Source organism: Ruegeria sp. H6 (assembly GCF_056532975.1).
This window is the reverse complement of sequence record NZ_JBQFOA010000006.1, coordinates 177,532-202,455: the sequence shown is the minus strand read 5'-3', so window position 1 is coordinate 202,455 and position 24,924 is coordinate 177,532. Positions and strand designations below refer to the sequence as shown.

The 24,924-nt window shown below is 59.1% G+C and carries 21 protein-coding genes and 1 tRNA gene; 6 read left to right on the top strand and 16 right to left on the bottom strand.

Translation table 11 applies throughout. The features are described 5' to 3' along the window. Positions 1–9: 9 nt before the first annotated feature. The gene (locus tag ACR0AG_RS12990; RefSeq protein ID WP_010442901.1) at positions 10–297 is read left to right on the top strand and encodes an HU family DNA-binding protein; all 288 of its coding nucleotides are present in this window, start codon (positions 10–12) and stop codon (positions 295–297) included. A 110-nt stretch (positions 298–407) separates the two neighbouring features. Then, positions 408–1,295: a DMT family transporter gene (locus tag ACR0AG_RS12985; protein ID WP_480839467.1), complete on the top strand. Its 888-nt coding sequence runs from the start codon at positions 408–410 to the stop codon at positions 1,293–1,295. Here ACR0AG_RS12985 and ACR0AG_RS12980 read toward each other — a convergent pair. Further along, entirely contained in the window at positions 1,271–1,792 is a 522-nt protein-coding gene (locus ACR0AG_RS12980; RefSeq protein ID WP_480839465.1) for a glutathione peroxidase, read from the bottom strand. The genes ACR0AG_RS12985 and ACR0AG_RS12980 overlap by 25 nt on opposite strands. 143 nt (positions 1,793–1,935) lie before the next feature. On the opposite strand from ACR0AG_RS12980, the gene msrB reads away from it, so the two are divergent. Then, entirely contained in the window at positions 1,936–2,385 is a 450-nt protein-coding gene (gene msrB / locus ACR0AG_RS12975; RefSeq protein ID WP_480839463.1) for a peptide-methionine (R)-S-oxide reductase MsrB, read from the top strand. After that, entirely contained in the window at positions 2,382–2,894 is a 513-nt protein-coding gene (gene msrA / locus ACR0AG_RS12970; protein WP_480839461.1) for a peptide-methionine (S)-S-oxide reductase MsrA, read from the top strand. Before msrB ends, msrA begins: the two co-directional genes overlap by 4 nt. 19 nt (positions 2,895–2,913) lie before the next feature. On the opposite strand, the gene ACR0AG_RS12965 is transcribed toward msrA, so the two are convergent. The 7 genes from ACR0AG_RS12965 to ACR0AG_RS12935 all read right to left on the bottom strand — a co-directional run bounded on the left by ACR0AG_RS12965 (position 2,914) and on the right by ACR0AG_RS12935 (position 14,821). Beyond that, positions 2,914–4,917 carry a hydantoinase/oxoprolinase family protein gene (locus tag ACR0AG_RS12965; protein ID WP_480839459.1) on the bottom strand — a complete coding sequence of 668 codons (2,004 nt, stop codon included), beginning with the start codon at positions 4,915–4,917 and terminating at the stop codon, positions 2,914–2,916. A 71-nt stretch (positions 4,918–4,988) separates the two neighbouring features. Further along, positions 4,989–6,026: a tRNA epoxyqueuosine(34) reductase QueG gene (queG, locus tag ACR0AG_RS12960; protein ID WP_480839457.1), complete on the bottom strand. Its 1,038-nt coding sequence runs from the start codon at positions 6,024–6,026 to the stop codon at positions 4,989–4,991. A gap of 65 nt (positions 6,027–6,091) precedes the next feature. After that, on the bottom strand, positions 6,092–6,757 hold the full coding sequence (gene fzlA / locus ACR0AG_RS12955; protein WP_480839455.1) for an FtsZ-binding protein FzlA: 666 nt from the start codon (positions 6,755–6,757) through the stop codon (positions 6,092–6,094). A 59-nt stretch (positions 6,758–6,816) separates the two neighbouring features. Continuing rightward, positions 6,817–7,557 carry a monofunctional biosynthetic peptidoglycan transglycosylase gene (gene mtgA / locus ACR0AG_RS12950; RefSeq protein WP_480839453.1) on the bottom strand — a complete coding sequence of 247 codons (741 nt, stop codon included), beginning with the start codon at positions 7,555–7,557 and terminating at the stop codon, positions 6,817–6,819. A gap of 39 nt (positions 7,558–7,596) precedes the next feature. Beyond that, positions 7,597–8,553: a Hint domain-containing protein gene (locus ACR0AG_RS12945; protein ID WP_480839451.1), complete on the bottom strand. Its 957-nt coding sequence runs from the start codon at positions 8,551–8,553 to the stop codon at positions 7,597–7,599. A gap of 179 nt (positions 8,554–8,732) precedes the next feature. Further along, the gene (gene gltB / locus ACR0AG_RS12940) at positions 8,733–13,265 is read right to left on the bottom strand and encodes a glutamate synthase large subunit (protein WP_480839449.1); all 4,533 of its coding nucleotides are present in this window, start codon (positions 13,263–13,265) and stop codon (positions 8,733–8,735) included. Positions 13,266–13,387: 122 nt separating this feature from the next. Then, the gene (locus ACR0AG_RS12935) at positions 13,388–14,821 is read right to left on the bottom strand and encodes an NAD(P)-dependent oxidoreductase (RefSeq protein ID WP_480839447.1); all 1,434 of its coding nucleotides are present in this window, start codon (positions 14,819–14,821) and stop codon (positions 13,388–13,390) included. Between the two features lie 230 nt (positions 14,822–15,051). Between ACR0AG_RS12935 and ACR0AG_RS12930 the strand changes: the two genes are divergently transcribed. After that, positions 15,052–15,855 carry an undecaprenyl-diphosphate phosphatase gene (locus ACR0AG_RS12930; RefSeq protein ID WP_480839445.1) on the top strand — a complete coding sequence of 268 codons (804 nt, stop codon included), beginning with the start codon at positions 15,052–15,054 and terminating at the stop codon, positions 15,853–15,855. Here the strand turns inward: ACR0AG_RS12930 and ACR0AG_RS12925 are convergent, their stop codons facing one another. After that, positions 15,856–16,839, bottom strand: a complete 984-nt coding sequence (locus ACR0AG_RS12925; protein WP_480839443.1) for a complex I NDUFA9 subunit family protein — start codon at positions 16,837–16,839, stop codon at positions 15,856–15,858. A gap of 204 nt (positions 16,840–17,043) precedes the next feature. Here ACR0AG_RS12925 and ACR0AG_RS12920 point away from each other — a divergent pair. After that, positions 17,044–17,130 (top strand) — tRNA-Leu (locus ACR0AG_RS12920). Positions 17,131–17,271: 141 nt separating this feature from the next. On the opposite strand, the gene ACR0AG_RS12915 is transcribed toward ACR0AG_RS12920, so the two are convergent. The 7 genes from ACR0AG_RS12915 to ACR0AG_RS12885 all read right to left on the bottom strand — a co-directional run bounded on the left by ACR0AG_RS12915 (position 17,272) and on the right by ACR0AG_RS12885 (position 24,845). Beyond that, positions 17,272–19,014, bottom strand: coding sequence for a glycosyltransferase family 2 protein (locus ACR0AG_RS12915; protein ID WP_480839441.1), 1,743 nt, complete (start codon positions 19,012–19,014; stop codon positions 17,272–17,274). A 103-nt stretch (positions 19,015–19,117) separates the two neighbouring features. Then, positions 19,118–20,197: a glycosyltransferase family 2 protein gene (locus ACR0AG_RS12910; protein WP_480839439.1), complete on the bottom strand. Its 1,080-nt coding sequence runs from the start codon at positions 20,195–20,197 to the stop codon at positions 19,118–19,120. Positions 20,198–20,326: 129 nt separating this feature from the next. After that, the gene (locus tag ACR0AG_RS12905) at positions 20,327–21,301 is read right to left on the bottom strand and encodes a hypothetical protein (RefSeq protein ID WP_480839437.1); all 975 of its coding nucleotides are present in this window, start codon (positions 21,299–21,301) and stop codon (positions 20,327–20,329) included. A gap of 107 nt (positions 21,302–21,408) precedes the next feature. Further along, positions 21,409–21,861, bottom strand: a complete 453-nt coding sequence (locus ACR0AG_RS12900) for an SRPBCC family protein (RefSeq protein WP_480839435.1) — start codon at positions 21,859–21,861, stop codon at positions 21,409–21,411. A 106-nt stretch (positions 21,862–21,967) separates the two neighbouring features. After that, positions 21,968–22,777 (bottom strand): XdhC family protein, encoded by an 810-nt coding sequence (locus ACR0AG_RS12895; RefSeq protein ID WP_480839433.1) that lies wholly within the window; start codon positions 22,775–22,777, stop codon positions 21,968–21,970. A gap of 11 nt (positions 22,778–22,788) precedes the next feature. Next, entirely contained in the window at positions 22,789–23,979 is a 1,191-nt protein-coding gene (locus ACR0AG_RS12890; protein WP_480839431.1) for a vWA domain-containing protein, read from the bottom strand. Then, entirely contained in the window at positions 23,979–24,845 is an 867-nt protein-coding gene (locus ACR0AG_RS12885; RefSeq protein WP_480839429.1) for an AAA family ATPase, read from the bottom strand. The genes ACR0AG_RS12890 and ACR0AG_RS12885 overlap by 1 nt, the downstream gene beginning before the upstream one ends. Between the last annotated feature and the right edge of the window lie 79 nt (positions 24,846–24,924).

Here is a 24,924-nt window from a genome sequence, read left to right as displayed (position 1 = left end):
GACCAAGAAATGGCAAAGCCTATGACAAAGACTCAGCTGGTTGCTGCTCTCGCTGAGGAAATGGGGACAGACAAGAAATCCGCGAACGCGGCGCTGGAGGCCATGACCGGCCTGATCACCCGCGAAGTGTCCGCAGGTGGTGCTGTCACCCTGCCCGGCGTTGGCAAAATCTACTGCCGTGAACGCCCCGAGCGTATGGTGCGCAACCCCGCCACCGGTGAACAGTTCAAGAAAGAAGCCGACAAGGTCGTCAAGATGACCATCGCCAAAGCACTGAAAGACAGCGTGAACGGCTAAGCCGCGGCTTTCAACATCTGAATTTTAGGGGTCGCCGATTGGCGGCCCCTTTTGCTTGCGGTCGGCTAAAAAACCGTCAAAGGTCTGCCCGGAAATCTCAGGAGAACCAAATGGATCTGCGCGCCATTGCCATGGGGCTGACCTTTGCCTTGATCTGGTCGTCGGCCTTTACCTCGGCGCGCATCATCGTGGCCGATGCCTCGCCCCTGTTTTCGCTGGCGCTGCGGTTCCTGATCTCTGGCATAATCGGCGTGGCGATTGCCCGCGCCATGGGGCAAAGCTGGCGCCTGACCCCCGCTCAATGGCGCGCGACCTTCCTGTTCGGGCTATGCCAAAACGCGCTGTATCTGGGTCTAAATTTCTACGCCATGCAAACGGTCGAGGCCTCGGTCGCGGCGATCATCGCATCAACCATGCCATTGCTGGTCGCGTTTGCCAGTTGGGCGTTTTTGGGTGACAGGCTAAAGCCCATGGGCGTCGTGGGGTTGCTGGCCGGGTTTGTTGGCGTGGCTCTGATCATGGGCAGCCGCATCAGCGCAGGCGTCGATCTGTTCGGGATCGTGCTGTGCGGTTTGGGTGCATTGGCGCTTAGCTTTGCAACGCTCGCCGTGCGCGGGGCGACGTCTGGCGGAAACTTTATGATGGTCGTGGGGCTGCAGATGTTCGTGGGCTCTGCCGTCCTGTTTTTCGCCGCACCGATATTTGAGACGATCTATATCAACCCGACCCTGCCGCTGGCCATGGCCTTTGCCTACACCACCCTGTTTCCGGGCCTGATCGCGACGCTGATCTGGTTTCTTCTGCTCAACCGGGTCGGTGCGATCCGCGCGGCCACGTTCCACTTTCTCAACCCGGTCTTTGGCGTTGCCATCGCCTATCTTTTGCTGGGCGAACGGCTGGGCCCACTGGACGCGGTGGGCGTGGTGATCACCACTTTGGGTATCCTTGCCGTACAGCTCTCGCGCCAGCCCGCTCAGGGCAGCAAGGCTTCAACCTGATTGATCAGCTTACGGCCATTCGGTTTGGTGCCCGACCCGTAGGTAGCAACAACAGTGCCCTGGGGCGAAATCAGGACCTTGTTGAAATTCCAGTTGGGAACAAAGCCGGTCTGTGACGCAACAGCCTTGTAGAAGGGATGCGCATTGGGGCCTTTGACATCGATGATATCCGTCATCGGCAGGGTCAGATCATAGTGGATCTCGCAAAACTCTTTGACGTCTCCGGCAGACTCCAGCTCCTGACGGAACGAGTTCGAAGGCACCGCCAGAACCACCAGACCTTGCTCTTGGTAGGTTTCATGCAACTCTTGCAGATCGGCATATTGACCGGTGAACCCACACAGCGACGCCGTGTTGACCACAAGAACAGGTTGCCCGCGCCAGTCTTCCAACGACAGCGTACCCCCGTCGATCGAGTTGAATTCAGCGCTGAGCGGTGCCGCCTGAACGGCTTTGGCCAAAAAGATCAGAGCCGACAACAAAGCCATCCGTAACATGTCTTCACCTCCTGTTAACCTGTTTACGCGGCACGCCGCCCCTCGGATCAATTGCACGGACCCGCGAGCAGGTTGAAATATGATTTTGATTTCCGCGCGGATATGCCCAAATAGTAGACCACACACCAATGACAGGAGGCGCAATGACCCGTTATACCAAAGACCCCGAGGCCATCGCCGCTCTCTCTCCTGAGGAGTTCCACGTCACCCAGCGCAGCGGGACCGAGCGTCCGGGCACCGGCAAGCTGCTGGGCAACAAGGAACCGGGGATTTACGTCGACATCGTCTCGGGCGAGCCGCTTTTTGCCTCGACCCATAAATACGAATCCGGTTGCGGCTGGCCCAGTTTCACCAAGCCGATCATCCATGAGCATGTGGAGGAATTTCGCGACACGACCCACGGCATGGTCCGAACCGAGGTCCGCTCGAAACATGGGGACAGCCATCTGGGCCATGTGTTTCCCGACGGCCCGCGCGAACATGGCGGTTTGCGTTACTGCATCAACTCTGCCGCCCTGCGGTTCATCCATCGCGACGAGATGGAGGCCGAAGGCTACGGCGATTACCTGACACATGTGGAGGATATCCAATGACCGAAGAACGCGCTGTTTTAGCCGGTGGCTGCTTTTGGGGCATGCAGGACCTGATCCGCAAACTTCCCGGCGTATCGCGCACGCGCGTCGGCTATACCGGCGGCGATGTACCGAACGCCACCTATCGCAACCACGGCACCCATGCCGAAGGGATCGAGATCTGGTTCGACCCGGCGCAGATTTCCTACCGAAAGCTGCTGGAGTTTTTCTTTCAGATCCACGACCCCACCACCCTGAACCGTCAGGGCAATGACCGGGGGATGAGCTATCGTTCAGCCATCTACTATGTGGACGACGCCCAGAAACAGGTTGCGCTGGACACGATTGCGGATGTCGATGCCAGTGGGATCTGGCCCGGCAAGGTGGTGACCGAGGTTGAACCGGTCGGCGATTTCTGGGAGGCCGAGCCCGAGCATCAGGATTACCTGGAGCGCATCCCCAACGGCTATACCTGCCACTTCCCCCGGCAGGACTGGGTTTTGCCCAAACGCGTCGACGCGGCTGAATAAATTGCGTGCGGTGGGGGGTCTACCCCACCGCGACCCGAGGTCGCCCGCTGGCCTCGACCGTGATCAGCGCTTCGACAAACACTTCCTGTGCCTCGATCTTGGCGGTGCGGATGTCGTGATCGACGATAACGCGGATATCTTCGGCGCCAGCGTCCCGAACCGCACCTTCCGCCTGACTCCGCAAGACGGTTTCCAGAAGGGTCAGCGCCTCTTGCGAATCCGAAAAGTCCTGCGGCCCGTCCTCAAGATGCACGCGGTATCGCCCTTCGGCAGGTGACGTTACCGTGCCCGACCTGCGCAGGGTCAAACGACCCACAACCGCCCCGATCGCGTTGGCCACACCGGCATGTTCGGGCAGGATCATCCGGCAATGCAAACGCTCGCCCACAGCGGGGTAATAGCTGGGGGCAGAGGCGCCCAGCCCGACGACATCAAGGTTCAACCCGGCGTCCAGCGCGACCAGACCCCGATGACCCGCCAGGCCGCGCTGCAGCAAAACATGGCGGGCAAGGTCAGGGGCGGGCAGCGCAAAGCTATCGGCTTCTTCGGCAAAAGCAGTCTCTAACAAGACCAAAGACGTCTGTTCCGTCAGTTGATCGATAATCATCTGCGCCAGCTCTTCCGGTGTTTTTGCCAACACATCACCCGATCCGACACGCCGTCTGGCGATCACCTCAACCGCTTTTCGGGCCGCTTCGCCATCCCATTCGGCCAGACGCCCCAGAACGTGGCTGGCATCCGATGGAGTGATGCCCGAAACCTGAACGATGCCCCGATCCACCAAACGGGTCAGCGCGCCCTGCTCCATCCGGGTGCGCAGCAGTTTATCCAAGGGCAGAACCTGATCGTCCAAGCGTTCAAGCAACGCCTCTTCTCGGGGGCCAACGCCATCGGCGCGCACGCTCGGTAACCTGCGCGCAAATCTGGTGTCATGCTCGCCCACCGTGGTGGCACGCAACTGTTCGTCCAGAACGGCATGGACCAATTCGGGCGCTTCGGTCGCGATCAGCGAAACCGGCAGGACCCGCCGGGGGCCCAGGAACACGCCGCCGCCCAAGCCTTCGGTCACCACATGAACCTGACTGTCCCCGCCCAGGCCATGGGTGCGCATCGCAACCGCTTCGACCATGGTGCGAAACCCGCCAACGCTGGCGCCAGCGGGATCAATCGCGGGCTTGCCGTCGCGGATCAGAGCCACATCCGTTGTGGTCCCGCCGATGTCAGACACCAGCGCGTTGTCCGCTCCCTTCAACCAGCGGGCGCCGACGATAGATGCGGCTGGCCCGCTGAGGATGGTTTCAATCGGCCGGTCCCGCGCCTGTTCAGCGCTCATCAACGCGCCATCACCCCGCACAACCATCATTGGCGCGGTAATGCCCAGTTCTTGCAGCCTGTCCTTCGCCCGTCCGATCAATCGGTCGATCATCCCGATCAGCCGCGCATTCAGCACTGCCGTTACGGCGCGTTTGGGACCATTCAACTTGGCAGACAACTGGTGCGAGCATGTGACCGGCGCGCCGGTCCTTTCCGCCACAATTCGCGCGGCCTCAAGCTCGTGCGCCGGGTTTCGGGTCGCGAATTGCGCAGCGATCGCATAGCCAGAGACCCCGGTTTGTGCGTCAAGGAAATCCGAAATGGCCTGCCGATCCAACGGGGCCGCTTCGCCGCCGGCGTGGTTATGCCCGCCGGACACAACCAGCGCCGGGTCATCTTTCAACGCCTCGCGAAGCCCGTGCTTTTCCAGATCACCCTCGCGAAACCCGATATAAATCAGAGCGACGCGCCCGCCTTGCCCTTCAACCAGCGCATTGGTGGCCAATGTGGTAGAGAGCGAGGCCATCGCAACCTCATTCGGTGCAATCCCGGCATCGTCCAAAACAGCCGAGATCGCCTTACCGACCCCAACCGCCAGATCCGCCCGCGTTGTCAGCGCTTTGGCCGAGGCGATCACCTCTTTTTCGTCGCGGATCAACACCGCGTCGGTATAGGTTCCGCCCGTATCCACACCCAATGCCAACGCCATGGGGTCCTCCGTCTGTTCGTCTGTCTCGGGTGTAGCGGTTAAACGCGGCGCGTCCAGCCTGTTTGCGGCATTTAGGGCAGCTGTTGCACCGCCCAGCGCGCGGCATCCGCCACCGCCGGGTCCGGATCGTTTTGCAATGCTTCCGCCGACGGTTTCAGCCCGGGTTCACCCGAGTTCCCGATGGCATAAAGCACATTGCGCACGAACCGGTCGCGCCCGATCCGCTTGATGGGCGAGCCGGAAAACAACGCGCGAAACCCCGCGTCATCCAGGGCAGCCAGGTCTGCCAGCACAGGGGCTTTCAATTCGTCCCGGGCCGCATACCGAATGTCGCTGGCGGCAACTGCGAACTTGTTCCACGGGCACGCGGCAAGACAGTCGTCGCAACCATAAATCCGGTTGCCCAGCTTGCTGCGCAAGGCCTCGTCAACCGGGCCTTTGTGTTCGATGGTCAGATAGGAAATACAGCGCCGTGCATCCAACAGATAGGGGGCCGGAAACGCGTCAGTGGGACAGACGTCAAGGCACGCCCGGCAGGACCCGCAATGATCGACTTCGGGCGCATCCCTTGGTAGGTCCAAAGTTGTGAAAACAGACCCTATAAAGGCCCAATTGCCCCAATCGCGGCTGACCAGATTGGTATGTTTTCCCTGCCATCCCAGCCCCGCCGCATGGCCCAGGGCCTTTTCGGGCACCGGGGCCGTGTCCACAAACACTTTGACCTCGCCGCCACCTTCGGCAATCAGCCAGCGCGCCAAACGTTTGAGGCGCTTCTTGACCAGATCGTGGTAGTCCTTGTTCTGCGCGTAAACGGAAATCGCCGCCTTGTCCGGATGGTCCAATATCGCGCTCGGGTCATGATCAGGCGTGTAGCTTTCGGCCAACATGATCACGGATCGCGCCTCGGGCCACAGCGCCGCCGGATCGCCGCGCCAATGGGTGCGTTCGGCCATCCAGCCCATCTGCCCGTGATACCCGGCATCCAGAAACTCTTGCAGCCGGTCCGGCACGTCGGGTACATCCCAGGGTCGACATATCCGACATGAGACAAAGCCTTCGGACAAGGCTTGGGCAATCAGCCGTTCCTTTAACTCCGATCCGCTTTTCATCTGGCTACAAATACTCTTGAGGGGTTCGCACCTCAACACGAGGGACAAAGTCAGCCGTCACCTTATCAGAAATCCAGATCGGCGTAATGGGGAGGGGGTCGGAAACCCGGCACCTGATCGGCCAGAATCGACCGGAATGCAGGGCGGGATTTGATCTTGGCATACCAGTCCTTCACGGCCTGAGAGCGGTTCCAATCCACGTCCGAGATGTAGTCCAGCGCCGACAAATGTGCCGCCGCCGCGAAATCGGCCAACGTCATCTGATCCCCGGCCAGCCAACGACGATGATCCAGCAGCCAGGACATGTAGTCCAGGTGGTACTTGATCGCCTTGGCGCCCTGCTTGACATTCTTGCTGTCGGGATAGCCCTGCCCCGTCACCTTCTTGTTCACCCGCTCATACAGCAGCTTCGAGGTCACTTCGTGATGGAACTTGTCGTCAAACCAGCCCACAAGGCGACGCACTTCGAACCGGGCCTCGGGCTTTTTGGGCATCAACGGCGGCTCGGGCCGGGTTTCCTCAATATACTCGCAAATCGCGGCGCTTTCGGACATCAACTGCCCGTCCAGCCGCAACACAGGCACTTTGCCTGCCGGATTGCGGCGCATAAAATCCGGGTCCTGCTCCCAATATCTCTCCTCGACCAGTTCGACCTCGATCTTTTTTTCCCCAAGTGAGAGCCGGACCTTACGGCAGTAAGGCGAGAGGGGTACGTGAAACAGACGCGCCATGGACTTCCAATCGAACCAGATAATACCTTTTCAGCTTTAGCCTTGTCGGGGGGGCGGTTTCAATCCTCGAAACAATCCGCGCGACCATCTGCGCGGATGGTAGCCGCCCCATCCTGGATCGAGGCCGCGCGTCTGCGGGTCCAGACCGAAGGGTCCCGGGCCGACCTTTTGCGGGGCGAAGGCAGGATGGCCGCCAATCGCGCGGCCTGGACGGCACTCAGGTTCTGTGCGCTGACGCCGAAATAGTGCTGCGCTGCGGCCTCGACACCAAAGATGCCCTGTCCCGTTTCGGCGACGTTCAGATAGACCTCAATGATCCGCTGCTTGGACCAGATGATTTCAACGACCGGGGTCATTGACGTCTCAAGCGCCTTGCGCACCCAGCTGCGGCCTTGCCACAGGAACACGTTCTTCACCACTTGCTGCGACAACGTCGAGGCTCCGCGAGATCCACCGTCTTCCAGCGCATCTCGGATCGCCTCGACGTCAAATCCCCAATGCAGGCAGAAATTGGCATCCTCAGCCGCAACAACAGACCGGGCCATGACCGGAGCGATGTTTTCGATCGGAACCCATTCCCGCTCAACCCGGCCCAGACGCCGCCATTCGGACCAGATCGTGTGCGTGACCGGCGGATTGACGACCGAATAGAGCAGCACGAGCGCAATGAAGCCAAGGACGCTAGCCAGTGCAACGCGCACTGCCCAGCGCCGCACCTGACCAAAGACAGAGCGCCGTTTTTTTGCCTGTGATGACTTCTTTTTCTTACCGCTTGAGGAGCGGGCTGCTTTCTTTGCCATGTCCTTGCTATACGTCGCGCCGGTTGTGATGGGAAAGGCTTATTTGGCAATCAGCCGTGCCTCGCGCGGGGGCACCACCGGCCGCACGGTTCTGAGCTCATTCACGCCAACGCCCGCAAGCTCTGGAAACAATTCCAGAATTTCCGCCTGCGCTCTGCGGGAAGACTGCGAAATCGCGTGCCCGGGAAAATAGCTTTCGCTTTTTGCACCGTTGGCCACGATGATTTCGTGGTCGGAAAACAGTAGATGGATGTATTCGACCTGGCCGCCCTCGACCCGCGAGACGGTGTTACCGTTCACCAGGCAATGGGCGGCAACCAGCACTTCGGCGTGGCCAAACAGATATGGCGCGCGCCAATCGTCGATCAGCATCCGGTGTTGTGGCGAAACCAAAAGGGGGGCCGTCAGACCCAACACGCCCTTGTTGAACAATATAGGCGCAAACTTCCCGGTTGCCTCGACGGTGGTTCTGCCAATCCATTTCAATGGCTGCGCCCCACGGTCCTGAGTCAGAACCAGGTCGCCAACCTTCAGATCTTCGACCCGTCGCGAACCATCTGGGGTGTCGATCAAAGTTCCGGGCGTAAAGCAGGGCGGAGCAAGGTCGGCGGGATCGAGCGACCCGAAACTCGCACCTGTGTCACTCGTATCCACAATGGAAGAGGACACAAATGTGCCCTCCTGCAACACGCTTCCATCGGTAGGTGTGAAGACTTCGCGCCCGTCAGCCAGATAAAACGTGACACCCGTGTAGGTGACTGGCGTGCCGTCGGCCAACTCAATCGTGACCACGTCATCGAAATACGAAGCAGTAATGTCGGACCCATCAACTGTATCCCCGCCGCCGGGCGGGTCCAGTCGGTTGATCAGACCATCGTCGTTCTGATCAACGATATCCAGCGTTGCGACCGTCAGGGTGGAACCGGGCACGGTGCCATTTGCCCCGGGGTTCGCCGGGTCAAGGATAAAAAACTGGTCCGTATACGTCGTTGGCATTCGCCCGCTCCGGAACAAGGAAACAACAGAGATGCCAGCACGGTGCCGGCACGCGATCGGTTTCTTATTCTAAAGCTAGGCAGGTTCTCGATTCGTAAACAAGAATGCCCTGCGCAATATTTGCGTTTCGCCGCCCTTCGCGTGGTACAAATAACACGCGAAGGGCTTGTTTCAGGTGCTTACTCCGCCGGAACGGCGCTCACCTCACTGGTCAGCGGGTGGCTGAGGTTGGACAGCATTTCTTTGGGGCAAACCTGCAGGAAGTGGCCTTTTTCCACCGCCCAATGTTGCAGGATATCGCGGGCCTTACGGCTGTGTGTTTCCGCAGCATGCCGTTCGATCAGCGATTTCAGCTGCGCTTCCCAGTGATCGACAGTCACCGGACAGATCACCAGCGTCTCTTTGTTCATCAGCAGTTCGGCTTTGCCTTCGGGATCGTACAAGTAGGCCATACCGCCGGTCATACCGGCCCCAAAGTTCGCACCGATATCGCCAAGGATCACCGCAACGCCGCCGGTCATGTATTCGCACCCGTTTGACCCGCAGCCCTCGATCACCACTTTGGCCCCCGAGTTACGTACCGCGAACCGTTCTCCTGCGCGACCCGCCGCGAACAGGTGGCCGTCTGTGGCGCCATACAGCACCGTGTTACCGATGATCGTGTTGTCATCTGCCTTCAGCGGGCTGACCTGGGGAGGGCGCACGACAATTGTGCCACCCGACAAGCCCTTGCCGACATAGTCATTGGCATCACCCGACACCTCCAGCTTGAGCCCCGGAGCCGCAAACGCGCCCAGCGACTGACCGGCTGAGCCCTGCAGTTTTACATGCAAATGGTCGTCCTGGAACGTATTCCGCATGCCGAAATTCTGCACGATATGACTGGACACCCGCGTGCCGACCGTCCGGTGCGTGTTCTGAATGGCGTAAGACAGCTGCATCTTCTCACCGTCTTTCAGGAACCGCGCCGCATCGCGGACGATTTCAGCGTCCAGAGTATCCGGAACCGCATTCCGATCCTTGTCGCGGTCATAAACGATGTCATGCGCGCCATCGACGGTGATCAGCAGCGGATTGAGGTCCAGATCATCCAGATGCGCAGAACCCCGGCTGACCTGCGCCAACAGATCGGCCCGGCCGATGATCTCATCGACAGACCGCGCGCCAAGGCTGGCCAGAACCTCGCGTACTTCCTGCGCGTAGAACGTGATCAGGTTGACGACCTTATCGGCGTTGCCGGTGAACTTGGCGCGCAGGGACTCGTCCTGCGTACAAACCCCAACCGGACAGGTGTTCGACTGGCACTGGCGCACCATGATACAGCCCATCGCGATCAGGGCGGCAGTGCCGATGCCGTATTCCTCGGCCCCCATCATCGCGGCCATGACGATATCGCGCCCCGTGCGCAACCCGCCATCGGTGCGCAGAGTCACCCGGTCGCGCAGGTTGTTCATCGCTAGAACCTGATGCGCCTCGGTCAAGCCCATCTCCCACGGCAGCCCGGCATATTTGATGCTGGTCGCGGGCGAGGCCCCGGTGCCACCGTTGTGGCCGGAAATCAGGATCACATCCGCCTTGGCCTTGGCCACACCGGCGGCAATCGTGCCCACGCCCGAAGATGCCACCAGTTTCACAGTCACCTTGCAGCGCGGGTTGATCTGTTTCAGGTCATAGATCAGCTGCGCCAGATCCTCGATCGAATAGATGTCGTGGTGCGGCGGTGGCGAAATCAAGGTCACGCCCTTGGTCGAATGCCGCAGACGCGCAATCAGATCGGTCACTTTCATGCCGGGCAACTGGCCACCCTCACCGGGCTTGGCGCCCTGGGCCACCTTGATCTCAAGCTCTTCACACTGGTTAAGATATTCGGCGGTCACACCGAATCTACCGCTCGCCACCTGTTTGATCTTCGCGGACGGGTTGTCACCATTGGGTTCCGGCACGAAATGCGCCGGATCTTCGCCACCCTCACCCGAGTCAGATTTGGCACCGATCCGATTCATCGCCACGTTCAGCGTCTTATGCGCCTCGGGCGACAGCGCGCCCAGCGACATGCCTGGTGTGACGAACCGTTTGCGGATCGAGGTGATGGATTCAACCTCTTCAATCGGCACGGGCTTGCCCAGCGGTTTGAAATCCATCAGGTCGCGCAGGTGGATCGGCGGGTTCGACTGCATCTTGGCCGAATACTGCTTCCACAGCTCATATGAGGCTCTGTTACAGGCCATTTGCATCATATGCATCGAGGTCGCTTCCCACGCGTGGGTCTCACCCGATTTGCGCGATTTGTAGAATCCGCCGATGGGCAACACGTCCAAACCGCTGTCCCAACCCTTGGCATGGATCTCTTCCAGCTTGGTTTGAATGCCGGTGACCCCGATGCCGGAAATCCGGCTTGTCATGCCCGGGAAATACTCGGCCACCATGGCGCGGCTGAGGCCCACGGCCTCGAAATTCAGACCGCCGCGATAGGACGAGATCACCGAAATCCCCATCTTGGCCATGATCTTCAAAAGACCCTGATCAATCGCCTCGCGATAGCGCGCCACATTTTCAGTCAGCGTTCCGTCCAGCAAGCCGCGATCAATGCGGTCTGCCAGCGAATCCTCGGCCAGATAGGCGTTGATTACGGTCGCACCACACCCGATCAGCACGGCAAAATAATGCGGGTCAACACATTCGGCGGACCGCACGTTGAGCGAGCAGAAGGTCCGCAACCCCTGACGGGTCAGATGTGAATGCACGGCGCTGGTCGCCAGGATCATCGGCATCGCCACGCGACCCGCACCCGAGTTCATGTCAGACAGCACCAGATGCCCCGCGCCCGAGCGCACAGCCTCTTCGGCTTCGGCTCTAACACGGGCCAAAGCGGCGCTGAGTGCGCCCTGACCTGGTTCAAAGCTGCAGTCAATTTCCGCCAGCGGCGCATCAAAGCTTTCGACCAGTTTGTCCCACTGCGCATTGCCGACAAAGGGGCTTTCCAGAACCACGATTTCGGTCTGGCTGCTATCTTCGTCCAGCACGTTCTTGAGGTTGGCAAACCGCGTTTTCAGCGACATCACACGGTATTCGCGCAAGCTGTCGATGGGCGGGTTGGTCACCTGGCTGAAATTCTGGCGGAAGAAATGGCTGAGTGGACGGTATTTCTTGGATAGAACCGCAGATGGCGTGTCATCCCCCATCGAGGCCAAAGCCTCTTTGCCGTCTTCGGCCATCGGGGCCAGGATCTGTTCCAGTTCCTCAACAGAATAGCCAGCAGCGATCTGGCGCTTGCGCAGTTCTTCGCCAGAAAAAATCGGCGCCTCGGACACGCCGGCCAGCGTATCGTCCAGATCCTTGATCTTGCCGACCCATTCGCCAAAGGGCAGCGCACGGGCCAGTTTGTCCTTGATCTGTTTGTCGCGGAACAGCTTGCCCTTTTTCATGTCGACGGCGAGCATTTGCCCTGGACCCAGAGCGCCCTTTTCCGTCACGGATGCCTCATCAATCGGAACCATCCCGGCCTCGGACCCGGCAATCACCAGACCATCCCCGGTCACCACATAGCGCATCGGGCGCAACCCGTTCCGGTCGAGACCCGCGCAGACCCAGCGGCCATCGGTCATAGCCAAGGCGGCGGGGCCATCCCATGGCTCCATCACCGAGTTGCAGTAGGAATACATGTCGCGCCAGGCCTGCGGCAACTCAACCGCCTGCTTGGACCAGCTTTCGGGCACCAACATGGTCTTGGCCATAGGCGCGGACCGGCCAGCACGCACCAAAACCTCAAAAACCGAGTCTAATGCAGCTGAATCCGACGATCCGCCCGCGATGATGGGTTTGATATCTTCGGCATAATCACCGAAGGTTCCCGACGCCATGCGGATCTCATGGCTTTTCATCCAGTTGATGTTGCCCTTGAGCGTGTTGATCTCGCCGTTATGGGCCAACATGCGGAAAGGTTGCGCCAGCCACCATTGCGGGAAGGTGTTGGTCGAATAGCGCTGATGATAGATCGCGAACGCAGATTCGAACCGTTCGTCCATCAGATCGGGGTAGAAAACCGCCACCTGCTCGGCCAGCATCATGCCCTTGTAAATGATCGAACGGCAGCTGAGAGATGCGAGGTAAAGGTCCGAGATGCCCGCTGATGCGGCTGCCTTTTCGATACGGCGGCGGATCACATAAAGCTCGCGCTCGAACGTTTCCTCGTCGACCCCTTTGGAGTTCGAGATCAGGATTTGTTCAATTTCAGGCCGGGTGGCGTTGGCCTTGTCACCCAGACAGGTGACATCGACCGGCACATGGCGCCAGCCATAGATGTAATAGCCCATCCGAAGAACCTCGGTTTCCACGATGGTCCGGCATTGTTCCTGCGCGCCGAAATCGGTACGCGGCAAAAAGACCTGACCAACGGCGACCAGCTCATCCATATTCGGTTCGTGCCCGGTGCGGCGAATCTGGTCGTAAAAGAAGGGAACCGGGATCTGCACGTGAATGCCCGCGCCGTCGCCGGTCTTGCCATCCGCGTCCACCGCGCCTCGGTGCCAGATCGCCTTGAGCGCGTCGATACCTGCATCCACCACCTTACGCGACGCTTTGCCGTCGACCGAAACAACAAGGCCCACACCACACGAAGAATGCTCTTCTTCCTCGGAATAGAGACCATTTTCCGCCATCCATTTGCGCTTGGCCTCTTCGGCCCGCACCCAATCGGCATCGTATTTGGTCATTGGCTGTCTCCTTCTTCCGAGTCGCGTTCTGCGCTTGAGCCTCGGTTTTTGGTCATTTGCTTGCATCCGTTTGCGGACGCGTCCCCGTGGGGCAATTCGTTGAATTCAAGCAGAGGGGGCCGTTATTCGGCCGCAACCGCCACTTTGGCGTTGAACCGGTCGAGGATCGCATCTGCACAATCGCGACCGTCGCGGATCGCCCACACGACCAGCGACGCGCCGCGCACAATGTCACCGATGGCGTAAACGCCGTCCATCTCGGTCGCGCCGGTCTGGAATGCTGCCTTGATCGTGCCCCAGCGGGTCACCGGCAGGTCGGGCTGGCCGAACAGGGTCGGCAGGTCCTCGGGCTCAAAGCCCAGCGCCTTGATCACCAAATCAGCCTCTTCCACGTAATCCGCGCCTTCGATCACTTCGGGCGCTTGACGGCCTGTCGCATCAGGTTGGCCAAGGCGCATCTTTTGCACCATCACGCCGGACACCGAGCCGTCCCCGGTAAAGCCTTTCGGCGCGCTGAGCCATTCAAAGATCACACCTTCTTCCTCGGCGTTCTGGGTTTCGCGCTGCGAGCCGGGCATATTGGCCCGGTCACGCCGGTAGAGGCACTTAACCGACGTGGCCCCCTGACGGACCGAGGTACGCACGCAATCCATCGCGGTGTCACCGCCACCGATCACAACAACCTTTTTGCCAGCCGCGTTCAGGCGACCATTGTCAAAGTCTTCGACCTCATCACCAAAGCTCTTGCGGTTTGAGGCGGTCAGAAAGTCGATGGCTTTTTCGATACCGCCCAAACCGCTACCGGGCATGGACAAGTCACGCGATTTGTAAACGCCGGTGGCGATGATCACAGCGTCATGCTTGGCACGAATCTCGGCAAACTTCTCGGCATCCACGTCACAGTTCAGAACGAACTCGACCCCGCCTTCGGCCAACAGATCATTGCGACGCTGCACGATGTCCTTTTCCAGCTTGAAACCTGGGATCCCGTACATCAGCAACCCGCCTGCGCGGTCATAGCGGTCATATACCGTGACCTGAATGCCCGACCGGCGCAGCATGTCCGCCGCGGCCAGGCCGCCGGGTCCACCACCAATGATGCCGACGCTTTCACTGCGTTCAGCGCCAGGAACGACGGGCTGCACCCAGCCTTTGTCCCAGGCGGTGTCGGTGATGTATTTCTCGATCGTGCCAATGGTGACCGTGCCGTGGCCCGATTGTTCGATCACGCAATTGCCTTCACACAGGCGGTCCTGTGGGCAGATACGGCCGCAGATCTCGGGGAAGGCGTTGGTGGCCTGACTTGTGGCATAGGCCTCTTCCAGGCGCCCCGTGGCTGTCAGGTGCAGCCAATCGGGAATGTTGTTGTGCAGCGGGCAATGCGACTGACAATAGGGCACACCACATTGGCTGCAGCGGCTGGCCTGCTCGGCCGCCTTCTCGGCTGCAAACTCGGCATAGATTTCGTCGAAGTCTTCCTTGCGGGTGTCGGCGGCACGCTTTTCGGGCATGACACGGTCGATCTGCACAAATTTCAGCATCGGTTGCTTGGCCACGGGTCAGACTCCATGAATTGGCTTGGTCGTGCCTCTTTAAGACATGGGTTTCTGAATTAAAAGTCAATTATACTGACCTATTTTAGGAAATATCGACGCGCACCTCACAAATTCAGAGAAATCAGATCAATTTTAGTTCCGATTCGGACCTATTTGAGTGCTTTCCTTTCCGACAGCGCGATTATACCCATGGACCATAGTGCATTCGAGGCGGTGACGCGGCGGTTTAGATGAGTCTTTTGCAACTGATTCTGGTGGCGATCATTCAGGGCGTTACCGAGTTTCTGCCAGTTTCTTCCTCGGGTCACCTGATCCTGCTTCCAAGCCTGACGGGTATGGAGGATCAGGGGCTGACAATCGACGTGGCCGTTCACATCGGCACGCTTGGTGCGGTTGTGGTCTACTTCTGGACGGACGTGAAACAGGCCCTTTCGGGTTTGCCGCGTGCCCTGACCGGTCGGGCGGATACGCCTGAATCCCGGCTGGCCTTGTCCTTGATCATCGCGACCATCCCAACAGTCATTGCAGGCGCCATTCTTTTTGGAACCGGCCTGGATCAATTGCTGCGCTCGATCGCCGTGATCGGTTGGGCCATGCTTGGGTTTGGTCTTGTCCTTTACTGGGCCGATCAGAAAGGGCCGCAAACCAAACGCTCTGCCGATTGGGGTATTCGGGATGCCGTGATCATGGGGCTGTGGCAGTTGTTGGCCCTGATCCCCGGCACATCCCGATCCGGGATCACGATCACCGGAGCGCGACAGCTGGGATATTCCCGCGAAGACGGCGCCAGAATCGCAATGCTGATGTCCATCCCGACGATCCTCGCCTCGGGCACCTTGTTGTCAGTGGACGTCATACGCAACGCAGACGCAGCACTTGCCCGGGACGGTGCCATTGCCGCCGCCTTTGCCTTTGTCGCAGCGCTGCTGGCGCTCAGCCTGATGATGCGGCTGCTGCGCAGCGTCAGCTTTACGCCCTACGTTGTCTATCGCGTTATTCTGGGTGCTGTCCTGCTGGTGATCGCCTACAGCTGATCACATCCGCAGGTTCCTGGCCGAATTCTGGATGTCGTCATACTGACCAGAGGGGCGGAATTTCCACAGATAGCTGGGCAAAACCGAATCCAGCGCTGCGGGTTCGATACCCAATTCCACAAATCCCTTGGCCCCTTCCGCGACAACGTTGTCATTGCGCAGGTTCTTGACCTGATCACGGGTCAGGATGGGATTGGAGAACAGCTGAAAGCTGACAAATTTCAGCATGTCCAGAACGCCGGCCATGACATTGGCCGCAAAGAACGGCATGCTCAGAATCACACGACGACGGTGAATCACGTCCAGCATCTGCTGCATGAGTGCGCGGAAGGTTTTGACCTCGGGGCCGCCCAGCTCATAAACTCCAGCTTCACCCTGACCCAGCACCGCTGCTTCGGCTGCTTTGGCCACATCATCGACATAAACGGGCTGGAACCTGGTTTCGGCCCCTACCAGCGGAAGGAACGGGCCAAATCGCGTCATCGCGGCAAAGCGGTTAAAGAACTGATCTTCGGTTCCAAAAATGATCGAAGGGCGCAGGATGATGGCAGCCGGCATATGCGCAAGCACACCAGCCTCGCCCTTGGCCTTGGTGCGGGCATAGGCGCTGTCCGCCTCGGCATCCGCGCCAATTGCCGAGATATGCACCATCCGCGCAACACCATTTTTGGCAGCCAAACGCGCGATACGTTCGGCCCCGTCGGCCTGAACTGCGTCGAAATCGTTTTTGCCCAACTCGTTGAGGACACCAACGCAGTTCACCACCGCCTCTGCCCCCTGCATGGCCAAATCAACCGAGGCATCGTCCCGGATATTGCACAATACCGGCTCGACCTGCCCAACCACGCCATAGGTCTTGACGAACATCGCCTCGTTCGGGCGCCGCACCGCGACCCGAACGCGCCATCCCTGGGCCGCCATTCGACGAGCGATATAGCGCCCGACAAATCCCGATCCACCGTAAATCGTGACCATTTTGGACATGATGGCGCTCCTGCTTTCTTCGTCCTGATCCGATCTACAATTCATCAGACCCGCAAACAAGCCGCTAATACGCCGCGCCCGGCAATTGCCATGTATCGCCGGGTTGGACGCAATGCCTGTGGCGCCGTCAAAAAACTTTCAAATTCCGTCCGAATCCGGTTGACGCCCCACGCCAGTCGGCTTAAACGGCGCTCCACGACACCTGCCCAGGTGGCGGAATTGGTAGACGCGCTAGCTTCAGGTGCTAGTGTCCGTATGGACGTGGAGGTTCGAGTCCTCTCCTGGGCACCAAATCCAAAAAAATTAAGAATACTCGACGCGTGATCATGCTGTTAGATACGTTGCGACCGTTCTTTTTGGGCGACCGAATTCCCCGGAAAACCCCGTGTACTCACGGATCAGACAAGTTGACCGGCTTGACCTCAGCCTTAATCACGAACGGCAGAACAGCAGCGATCCGCCTGCGGCGTGGTCCGGCTTTTCTTCAAAGGCTTCTGCTTTCAAAAACTCGGCCGCGTGGTGCCGCCATTCTGTGGCGGCCTCTTCGCTGTGAAAAGGGACCACAATGCGTTTGAGGCTGCCCGGGATCGATCCGATCAGCGTTGAAATTGGTACTCCGACCTCGCCCAGCCGCAGCGTATCCGGTGAGAAATCGTTCAGAAGTGCGACAAGCCCGGGGGCCTCGCCGCTGTCGTCAAACTGAAGCGGCCCGCTTACATATTTAAAGCGAGAGGAATCGAAAAAGCCGTTTTTTTGGGCAATCAAACGGGCGGCGGCGTCCATGCCCTTTCTCTCGTCATGGGCCATCACGATGGCCGGATGCCCCGCTGACAAAGCCTTCATAGCCACAAAACCCACGCCTGCCCCGACGTCCAGAATGCGAGAGCTGTCGGCATAGTAGGTCGAGATATTGCGCGCGTTGCGGCGGTCGAATTTGCCGGACACGACCCCTTCGAGCCCCGATGGCGAAAAAATGCGCGGATCGACCGGCAATTGCAGCCCTTGATTGTCTACCCATTCCAGGTCGATGTCTTCGGACAAATCAATGCGCTGATCCACATACAAGCTTTCGCCAGCCCAACTTTGCCGGATGAATGTGGGGGCTTTCCTTGTGTGTTCCGAATGCTGCAATGTCTGCTTTTCGACCTTGCTCATGCGCGCAGCGATCTTGGCAGGATCGCGCGCTTTCGGTGGTTTGGCGTCGACTTTGGTGATCGGAACAGCGCTTGCCTCAACAAGGCTGGACTTCAAAGCCTCATATGCATCGGTCGACCGGAACGCGTTCAAGCGGGCCTCGACCCGCGCCAGGGCGTTTTCATGCAAGTCTGACAAGACCGGATCCTGCAGCAGTCCGGCCATGATCTGGGCACGGCGCGGGGCGTGCCGCAAGATCGAACGATCCTGAACTTCGTTGCGGTCCTGCAGCGACCAATAGTCAGCGTTGTATTTGTCTTTCTTGTTGTTGACGTTGCCGCGAAACTTTCGAACCGCATACGCATCAACCGACTTCACCGCGTAATGATTCAACTGCGCCCAATCGTACCCGACCGTGCGACGGATAGAGCGCCAGCCACGGAATTTGAAATACTCCTCCATAGGCTGGCCAGAGCCGTTCAGCCAATGGACTTTGTCGGCGAATCCTTTTTCTATGTGCTTGCGTTTGATCTTGGGCCGGTGAATTCCAAGCTTCCAATACTCCGGATCGAACTTGAACAGCGTCTTTACACCCCATCCCTTGTTCCACAGGGGCGGGGCCGCCCTTTGATATTGTTCCGTTACAGGCTCGCGTGACCAATCAACAACCCCGCCAGAGCCAAATACCCGCCAGGTGACGACCAGACCATTGGCGCCTTTGGCAACAACATCATCCAACAAACCGTCCAATTCCCCGGAAGGGTGGTTGATCGACAGGTATTCGTCTGCATCAAACAACATCACCCAATCGGCCGCGCCGACGATCGGCTCTTTCTGCGCGTGTTTGATGGCCGAGGGTTGAGGTTTGATGTTCTTGGGGATCTTGTTCTCGCGATGATAGCCCAGGCCAAGTTCCTCAAGCCTTTGCAGCATCTCGACCGTTCCGTCGGTGCAGTCATTGGTATAGACCAGCAAATCCGTAAACCCGACCGCAAGATGATGCGCGACCCATTCCAGCAGATAGGTTGCCTCATCTTTCATCATCGAAACCGCCAACACTGTCCCGTGCCGACTTTTTCGATCGCGCAATTCGGTAAGAATAGCCGGGTCCGTCAAAACCTATTCCTTTGCTCAGGCATCCAACTTAAGCAAGGTCGCCAGCCCTTCCAACGGTTTGCTCCTCATCCAGGGCCAGTTCTTTTCGCCGAAGGGCCATGAACGCATGCAACAGCTGGCGCTGTCTGGCCAGAGGAAGGCTTTTGCCCTGACCCAGATGTTCGAGCAGTTGCAAAGTCTGAAACCCCTCCGGCGTTTCGCTAAGTTTAGAAATCCGCGATTGCTTCCACGCAAGACCCTGCTCGTAAAGCTCTCGCAGTTTCGTATCTGTCATCATTGAGGCAATGCCGTCTTCTATCGCATCTGAAAAGCGCAAAATACTCTGGTCTTCAACATCGTTGAAATCCCGCTCGATCCAATAGTCAATATCAATTGGCAGATCGCTGCGGTTGGGGCGCCCGCGTTCCTGTTTCAGCAGAAAATCGCTATAAGAGCCAAGCGCATAGTGGTTGATCTGTGCCAGCCCGTATCGCGGCTGATCATGCAGGCTTACTGTGGCTTTTGGCGGAGGCTGCCGTTGGCCGCGGTCATCCACCCAATATTCATCCCGAGCTTCCGAGGTGGGTTCCAAAGGACGGTGGACGCCCAGTTTTTTGTAACGCCCGTTGTTTCGCCACAGACATTTATGTTGAACAGATCGCCAGGGCCAAAGCATCCGGTCCGGCGCGGCCCGCGTGAACCGGGTGGTCAGGCGCATATCCGCTAAGGGGGCCGAAAAGCCCGAGCAGCCAAACATCCGCCAAGACAAGATGAACCCGGCAGCATCCGGGTCAGACGCGATCAGATCCTGGAGTTTTCCTTCGCCCGGATGAATTACGAGATATTCATCCGCATCCAATACACCAAGCCAATCCGCCTTTTTGACAGCCGGATGATGCCTCGCCCGGTTGAGCGCCTTCCATTGTACCGTCTTCTTGCCTTGCCGGGGGTTGGGCACATGATGCACGCCACCAAACTCGGCAAGGCGATCAAGCATCAGGTCGGTGCCATCCTCACAATCATTTGTAAATACAACGAAATCCGTGACGCCAATAGCGCGATGGTAAGCGATCCATTCCGGCAGCACCGCCGCCTCGTTACGCATGCAAGCAACAAGCGTAATCAGCATTCTTTGCCCCTTTTGGACGCATCTGTCTGGTACCTACCGAGAATGGCGGCAAATACAGCGACATGCAAGTTGTTGAAACGCATCAATATTCGATACGCCACGCAATTTACCCTTCGGCAGAGGGCCCGCCTAAGACACCAATTCGGCAAGCTCGTCCCGCCGCTTGGCGGCCTGTGCGGTCACGCGCTGCAGGAAGACGGGTGGCAAATCGGGGGCGGTGGGGTTTTTGAACCTTTCAGCGCTGGGGTCGCCGATAAGTTCGGCGTATTTGGCCCATGTTCGAAACGCGAATACGTCCCTTAGGCTGATCAGCGGTTTGCTGTTATCGGTGCGTTTGGGTGGGGTGAGGGCGATTTTCCCAAAATACTCCCGCTCGATCTTTGCCCATTCTGATGGCGCCCGAAACGCATCGCGTGAATGTTCGTCAAACTTGAACGCCGGATAGGCCTGAGAATATTCCGAACATCCATGCGAAATCTGTGAGCGGACGCCCGCAATCCCAACCTCGGCCTGTGCGCGTTGAAACGCTGCCAGACACTCCTGAACCTCAGGGATACTTTCGCAGTAGATATAGGCTTTGTAGGGGTATTTGATCCCGTCACGCAGTTCGATCATGCATTTCCGGGCGTTGTCATTCGGCAGCCTCAGATTGATCAGCAAGAAATAGACCCGGATCAGGGCCTCCAGGTTGTTCGGCAGGATCTGAACCTTGTAGCAATCGTTGCACAGTGCAGAGATCGCGCCGGTTTGTGCGAAGAACTTCAGCCGCTCACCACAATGCGCGTGGGTGCCCTTGATCGTCATCGTGCGCCCGGCAAAGATCTGACCGATGGGAACGGCTCGCTTGATCCCCGCCTTGCGCAACGCACCCTGCCATTCCCCATAGCTTTCTGCGGCCGTGTTCCCATGCAGAAAAGCCAGCTGCCAATCCTCTGGCAAACTGTTCGCGATTAACCGCTGAGCGGCTGTAAACCGACCGTCGCCCGCAAAGTCAGGCGGCATTTGGTCCAGCCGTGTCACCAACCGACGCAGGGCCTGCATGTCGTTTGGGGTCTGGCGTAGCCGTGCCTCAAGTGCCTCGATTTGCTGCGCGTCGTGGGTCATGCGGGTCTCCGCCTGCGGAAAGGGGTCCGCAGGTCGGTCTTTTGATCGCGTGCAAAGGCCCGTGCGTCAATGTGAAACCGTCGGGTTGGCCCGAGGCCCAGTCAAAATCAGCCTGCCGCCTGTTCCGAGACGATTTCGCCGAACTTGGTAAAGAACTTGCCGGACAGTTTCTTGGCCGTCCCGGCGATCAGCCGGCTGCCCAACTGGGCGATCTTGCCACCCACATCAACCTTTGCCGTATAGGCCAAAACGGTTTCGGCGCCTTCTTCGGTCAGGGTGACATCGGCGCCGCCCTTGGCAAACCCTGCAGCGCCGCCTTTGCCCTCACCGGTCAGGGTAAAGCCATTCGGAGCGTTCGAGGTATCCAGCGTTACTTCACCCGCAAATTTCGCTTTGACTGGCCCGATCTTGAGCACGACCTTCGCCTCAAGCTGGCCGGGTGCGGATTGCGTCAGCTCTTCACAGCCGGGAATGCAATCGCGCAGCACTTCGGGATTGTTGAGCGCTTCATACACGACGTCTCGCGGTGCGGAGATGCGGATTTCATCGGTTAGTTCCATTGGGATTTTCCTTGTTTAACAACATCTCGGATACACGCGAAGCGCCTCTTCCGTCGCTTCTTTGGTAGACATTTCAGGTCGCGCTGGCCAGAAGGCCCGCAACCGCTCACGCCATTTTTTCATCATTGAGCGTCTCCGTGTTCTTGTCAGTGTTTCGCCATTTGACGATCTCGGCCAGAATCGACAGCGCGATCTCATGCGGGTCAACAGCGTGAATATGCAGCCCTGCCGGGGCTTTCAGCCGCGCCACCTGAGCGGGCTCGGCCCCCTGTTCGATCAGCTTGTCGCACAAAACCTGCGCCTTGCGTCGACTGGCAACCATCGAAACACGCCGCGCAGGCGACGCAAGCGCTGCCTTCAACGCCGTGCTGTCCGAATTGCCCTGAGAGGCAACAACCACAAAATCCCGCGCCTCGATGTTAAATGCGGTCAGATCGGTGGGATCGAATGGGATATGATCCGGACCTTCGGACCCCTCGGGCAGGCAGACGCGGAACCCCGCAAGGCTCGCATGGGCGGCAAGCGCCGATGCGATGGGTGTCTCGCCAAAAATCATCAGACGCGGCGCTTGTTGATATGGCTCGACCAGCAGATCCACCGTTCCCCCTGACGGACAGCCGCTTTTGTAGGTTTGAACCCCATCCGTATCCGACATGGCCACCACCTTGTGTGAGGGTTTGATGCTGATCAGCTGCGGTTCGCCGCTTGTTAGAGCCTGATCTGCAGATTTTCGCACCGCCCGCTGAACGCAGGCCCCGCCAAGATGCCCCAGGATGTCACCACCCCGGGTGATAGCTGCTTTTGCCCCGGCTTTGGCCGAGGTCGCATCCGCCGTGCGCAACACCGTGGCGACACAAAAGCTCTCGCCTTTTTCGCGCAATGTGTCGATCGTGTCGAATATGTCGAAACCGGGCATGGCTGTACCTTTCACAACTTGCGGAATTCGGGCTCAAGCGCCGCCAAAGCGTCCAGAGTGTTCGCGGGCAGGTGGGCATCCAGATGCGGCAGCGCAGCCTGCATGGCGGCGGCCACCGGCTCATAGTTTTTCCACCCTTTCAGCGGGTTCAACCAGACGACACGGCGGGCCTTGCGTTGCAGCCGGGCCAATACATGGCCCAAAGCCTGCGGGTCAGAGCTGCAATACCCGTCCGACAAGATCAGAACGATGGTACGCCCGTTCAGCGCCCTTGCGCCATAGCCCGCGACGAAACGTTCAAGACTCCCGGAGATATCGGTGCCGCCCCCGAAACCTTCGGCCATCAGCGACAGCCGTCCCGCCGCCCGGATCGAATCGTGGTCGCGCAACGCATCGGTCACGCGCATCAACCGCGTGTGAAACAGATAGGCATCCGCCTCGGACCCGCTGCCGATCAGCCCTTTGAGAAAGGCCAGAAACACGCGCGAATAAACGGTCATCGACCCGCTGACATCGCACAAGGCGACGATTCGCATCGGACGCGGGGGGCGCGCTTTTCGAAACAGGTCCATCGGCTCGCCACCCCGAGACAGGCTGGCCCTTTGAATGCGCCGCATGTCCAGCGCAGGTCCTCTGGCGGCTTGTTTACGCCGCCGGGATCGCCGATCGCGAATAGCGCGTGCAATCCGCGTTGCAGCCACTTCCGCCTGTTTTAGGCTCTGTTCATCCATCAATTCGCGCAGGTCCCGCCGGCTCAGATTGGCCGTTCGGGTCGCAATCAACTTGCCATCTGTTCCTTCGGCCTCACCCTCTCCGGTATCCGGAGTGGTCGCTGATTGATCCGGACCCGCGCCATCCTCTTGAACGGCTTGATCCCGGGTTTGCCAGATCATCGGTTTTGCCGATTGCACGCGGACATGGGCGTTCTGAGCCACACCGCTGCGGTGCTTGCCCGCATTGAACCAATATGCGTCGAACAATTCGTCAAAGCGCCGCCAGTCATCTGCATCCCCGGCCAAGAGGGCACACAATGCCTGCCGGGCTTGGGCGACATCCGTGGCCTCGACCTCCGACAAAGCGGCCAGGGCGTCTCCGGTTTCGCTCACGCCTACGCGCATACCATTCATGCGCAGATGCGCCATGAACCCCGACATCCGATCAGCCAGGCCAGCTGCGCGAGAGGGAAAGCGCGTCACTTGCATCACGCCACCTTTCCGATCAAGCGATCCAGCAGCTCGGGTGGGGCCGCATCATAGTCAGCGGCGGTTTTCAACAAACAGACCAGGGTCGCCTGAACCGCCTCCCGGGATTGCGCCAGATCGTTCACACCCAATCCAGACAGCGCAGCCGCCCAATCCAGCATCTCGGCAATACCCGGCGTTTTCTCCAGATCCTCACTGCGCAGCGCCTGTACGACGCCGATGATCTGCCGCGCCAACAACCCCTCAACCTCGGGCATCCGCGCCTTCAGAATGGCCATCTCGGATTCACGCGAGGGGTAGTTGAGGAAACTGTACAAACACCGCCGCCGCAACGCGTCCGACAGATCGCGTGTCCCGTTGGCTGTCAGGATCACAACAGGTCGCGCTTTCGCCGTGACCGTCCCAAGTTCGGGGATGGTGATCTGAAAGTCGGACAGGATTTCCAGCAAATACGCTTCAAACTCCTCATCCGCCCGATCAATCTCATCTATCAAAAGAACAGGCGGCTTGTCCTCGGAAATAGCCTCTAACAAGGGACGTTTCAGCAAATACGCATCGGAAAACAACTGCGCCTCACCAACACCGCCCTGCGCCTCGCTTGCCCTGACCGCCAGCAATTGCCGCTGATAGTTCCACTCATAAATCGCATGAGACGCATCCAGCCCCTCATAGCACTGCAACCGGATCAAGCGGGTATCACGCCACGCCGCCATTGCCTTTGCCACCTCGGTCTTGCCCACCCCTGCGGGCCCTTCCAACAGCAAAGGCCGCCCCAAAGCCTGCGCCAGATGCAACGCCATCGCCAACCGATCATCGGCAACATAGCCCTGCGCGGCCAACCCGTTCTGCACGTCACTCAAAGTCAAAACCAGGATCCATTCTTCATCTGGCTAAAAATATCCTGGGGGAGGTTGCGAGGGGGCTGGCCCCCTCCGTTCGCTCGGA

What these genes read in the sequence shown, in the direction of transcription:
- fzlA (WP_480839455.1), bottom strand. Translation starts at nt 6,757, where the DNA reads ATGGCGCGTCTGTTTCACGTACCCCTCTCGCCTTACTGCCGTAAGGTC.
- ACR0AG_RS12890 (WP_480839431.1), bottom strand. Translation starts at nt 23,979, where the DNA reads ATGCAAGTGACGCGCTTTCCCTCTCGCGCAGCTGGCCTGGCTGATCGG.
- ACR0AG_RS12980 (WP_480839465.1), bottom strand. Translation starts at nt 1,792, where the DNA reads ATGTTACGGATGGCTTTGTTGTCGGCTCTGATCTTTTTGGCCAAAGCC.
- gltB (WP_480839449.1), bottom strand. Translation starts at nt 13,265, where the DNA reads ATGACCAAATACGATGCCGATTGGGTGCGGGCCGAAGAGGCCAAGCGC.
- ACR0AG_RS12930 (WP_480839445.1), top strand. Translation starts at nt 15,052, where the DNA reads ATGAGTCTTTTGCAACTGATTCTGGTGGCGATCATTCAGGGCGTTACC.
- ACR0AG_RS12965 (WP_480839459.1), bottom strand. Translation starts at nt 4,917, where the DNA reads ATGGCGTTGGCATTGGGTGTGGATACGGGCGGAACCTATACCGACGCG.
- ACR0AG_RS12905 (WP_480839437.1), bottom strand. Translation starts at nt 21,301, where the DNA reads ATGACCCACGACGCGCAGCAAATCGAGGCACTTGAGGCACGGCTACGC.
- mtgA (WP_480839453.1), bottom strand. Translation starts at nt 7,557, where the DNA reads ATGGCAAAGAAAGCAGCCCGCTCCTCAAGCGGTAAGAAAAAGAAGTCA.
- ACR0AG_RS12915 (WP_480839441.1), bottom strand. Translation starts at nt 19,014, where the DNA reads ATGAAAGATGAGGCAACCTATCTGCTGGAATGGGTCGCGCATCATCTT.
- msrB (WP_480839463.1), top strand. Translation starts at nt 1,936, where the DNA reads ATGACCCGTTATACCAAAGACCCCGAGGCCATCGCCGCTCTCTCTCCT.
- queG (WP_480839457.1), bottom strand. Translation starts at nt 6,026, where the DNA reads ATGAAAAGCGGATCGGAGTTAAAGGAACGGCTGATTGCCCAAGCCTTG.
- ACR0AG_RS12910 (WP_480839439.1), bottom strand. Translation starts at nt 20,197, where the DNA reads ATGCTGATTACGCTTGTTGCTTGCATGCGTAACGAGGCGGCGGTGCTG.
- ACR0AG_RS12945 (WP_480839451.1), bottom strand. Translation starts at nt 8,553, where the DNA reads ATGCCAACGACGTATACGGACCAGTTTTTTATCCTTGACCCGGCGAAC.
- ACR0AG_RS12895 (WP_480839433.1), bottom strand. Translation starts at nt 22,777, where the DNA reads ATGCCCGGTTTCGACATATTCGACACGATCGACACATTGCGCGAAAAA.
- ACR0AG_RS12900 (WP_480839435.1), bottom strand. Translation starts at nt 21,861, where the DNA reads ATGGAACTAACCGATGAAATCCGCATCTCCGCACCGCGAGACGTCGTG.
- msrA (WP_480839461.1), top strand. Translation starts at nt 2,382, where the DNA reads ATGACCGAAGAACGCGCTGTTTTAGCCGGTGGCTGCTTTTGGGGCATG.
- ACR0AG_RS12925 (WP_480839443.1), bottom strand. Translation starts at nt 16,839, where the DNA reads ATGTCCAAAATGGTCACGATTTACGGTGGATCGGGATTTGTCGGGCGC.
- ACR0AG_RS12985 (WP_480839467.1), top strand. Translation starts at nt 408, where the DNA reads ATGGATCTGCGCGCCATTGCCATGGGGCTGACCTTTGCCTTGATCTGG.
- ACR0AG_RS12990 (WP_010442901.1), top strand. Translation starts at nt 10, where the DNA reads ATGGCAAAGCCTATGACAAAGACTCAGCTGGTTGCTGCTCTCGCTGAG.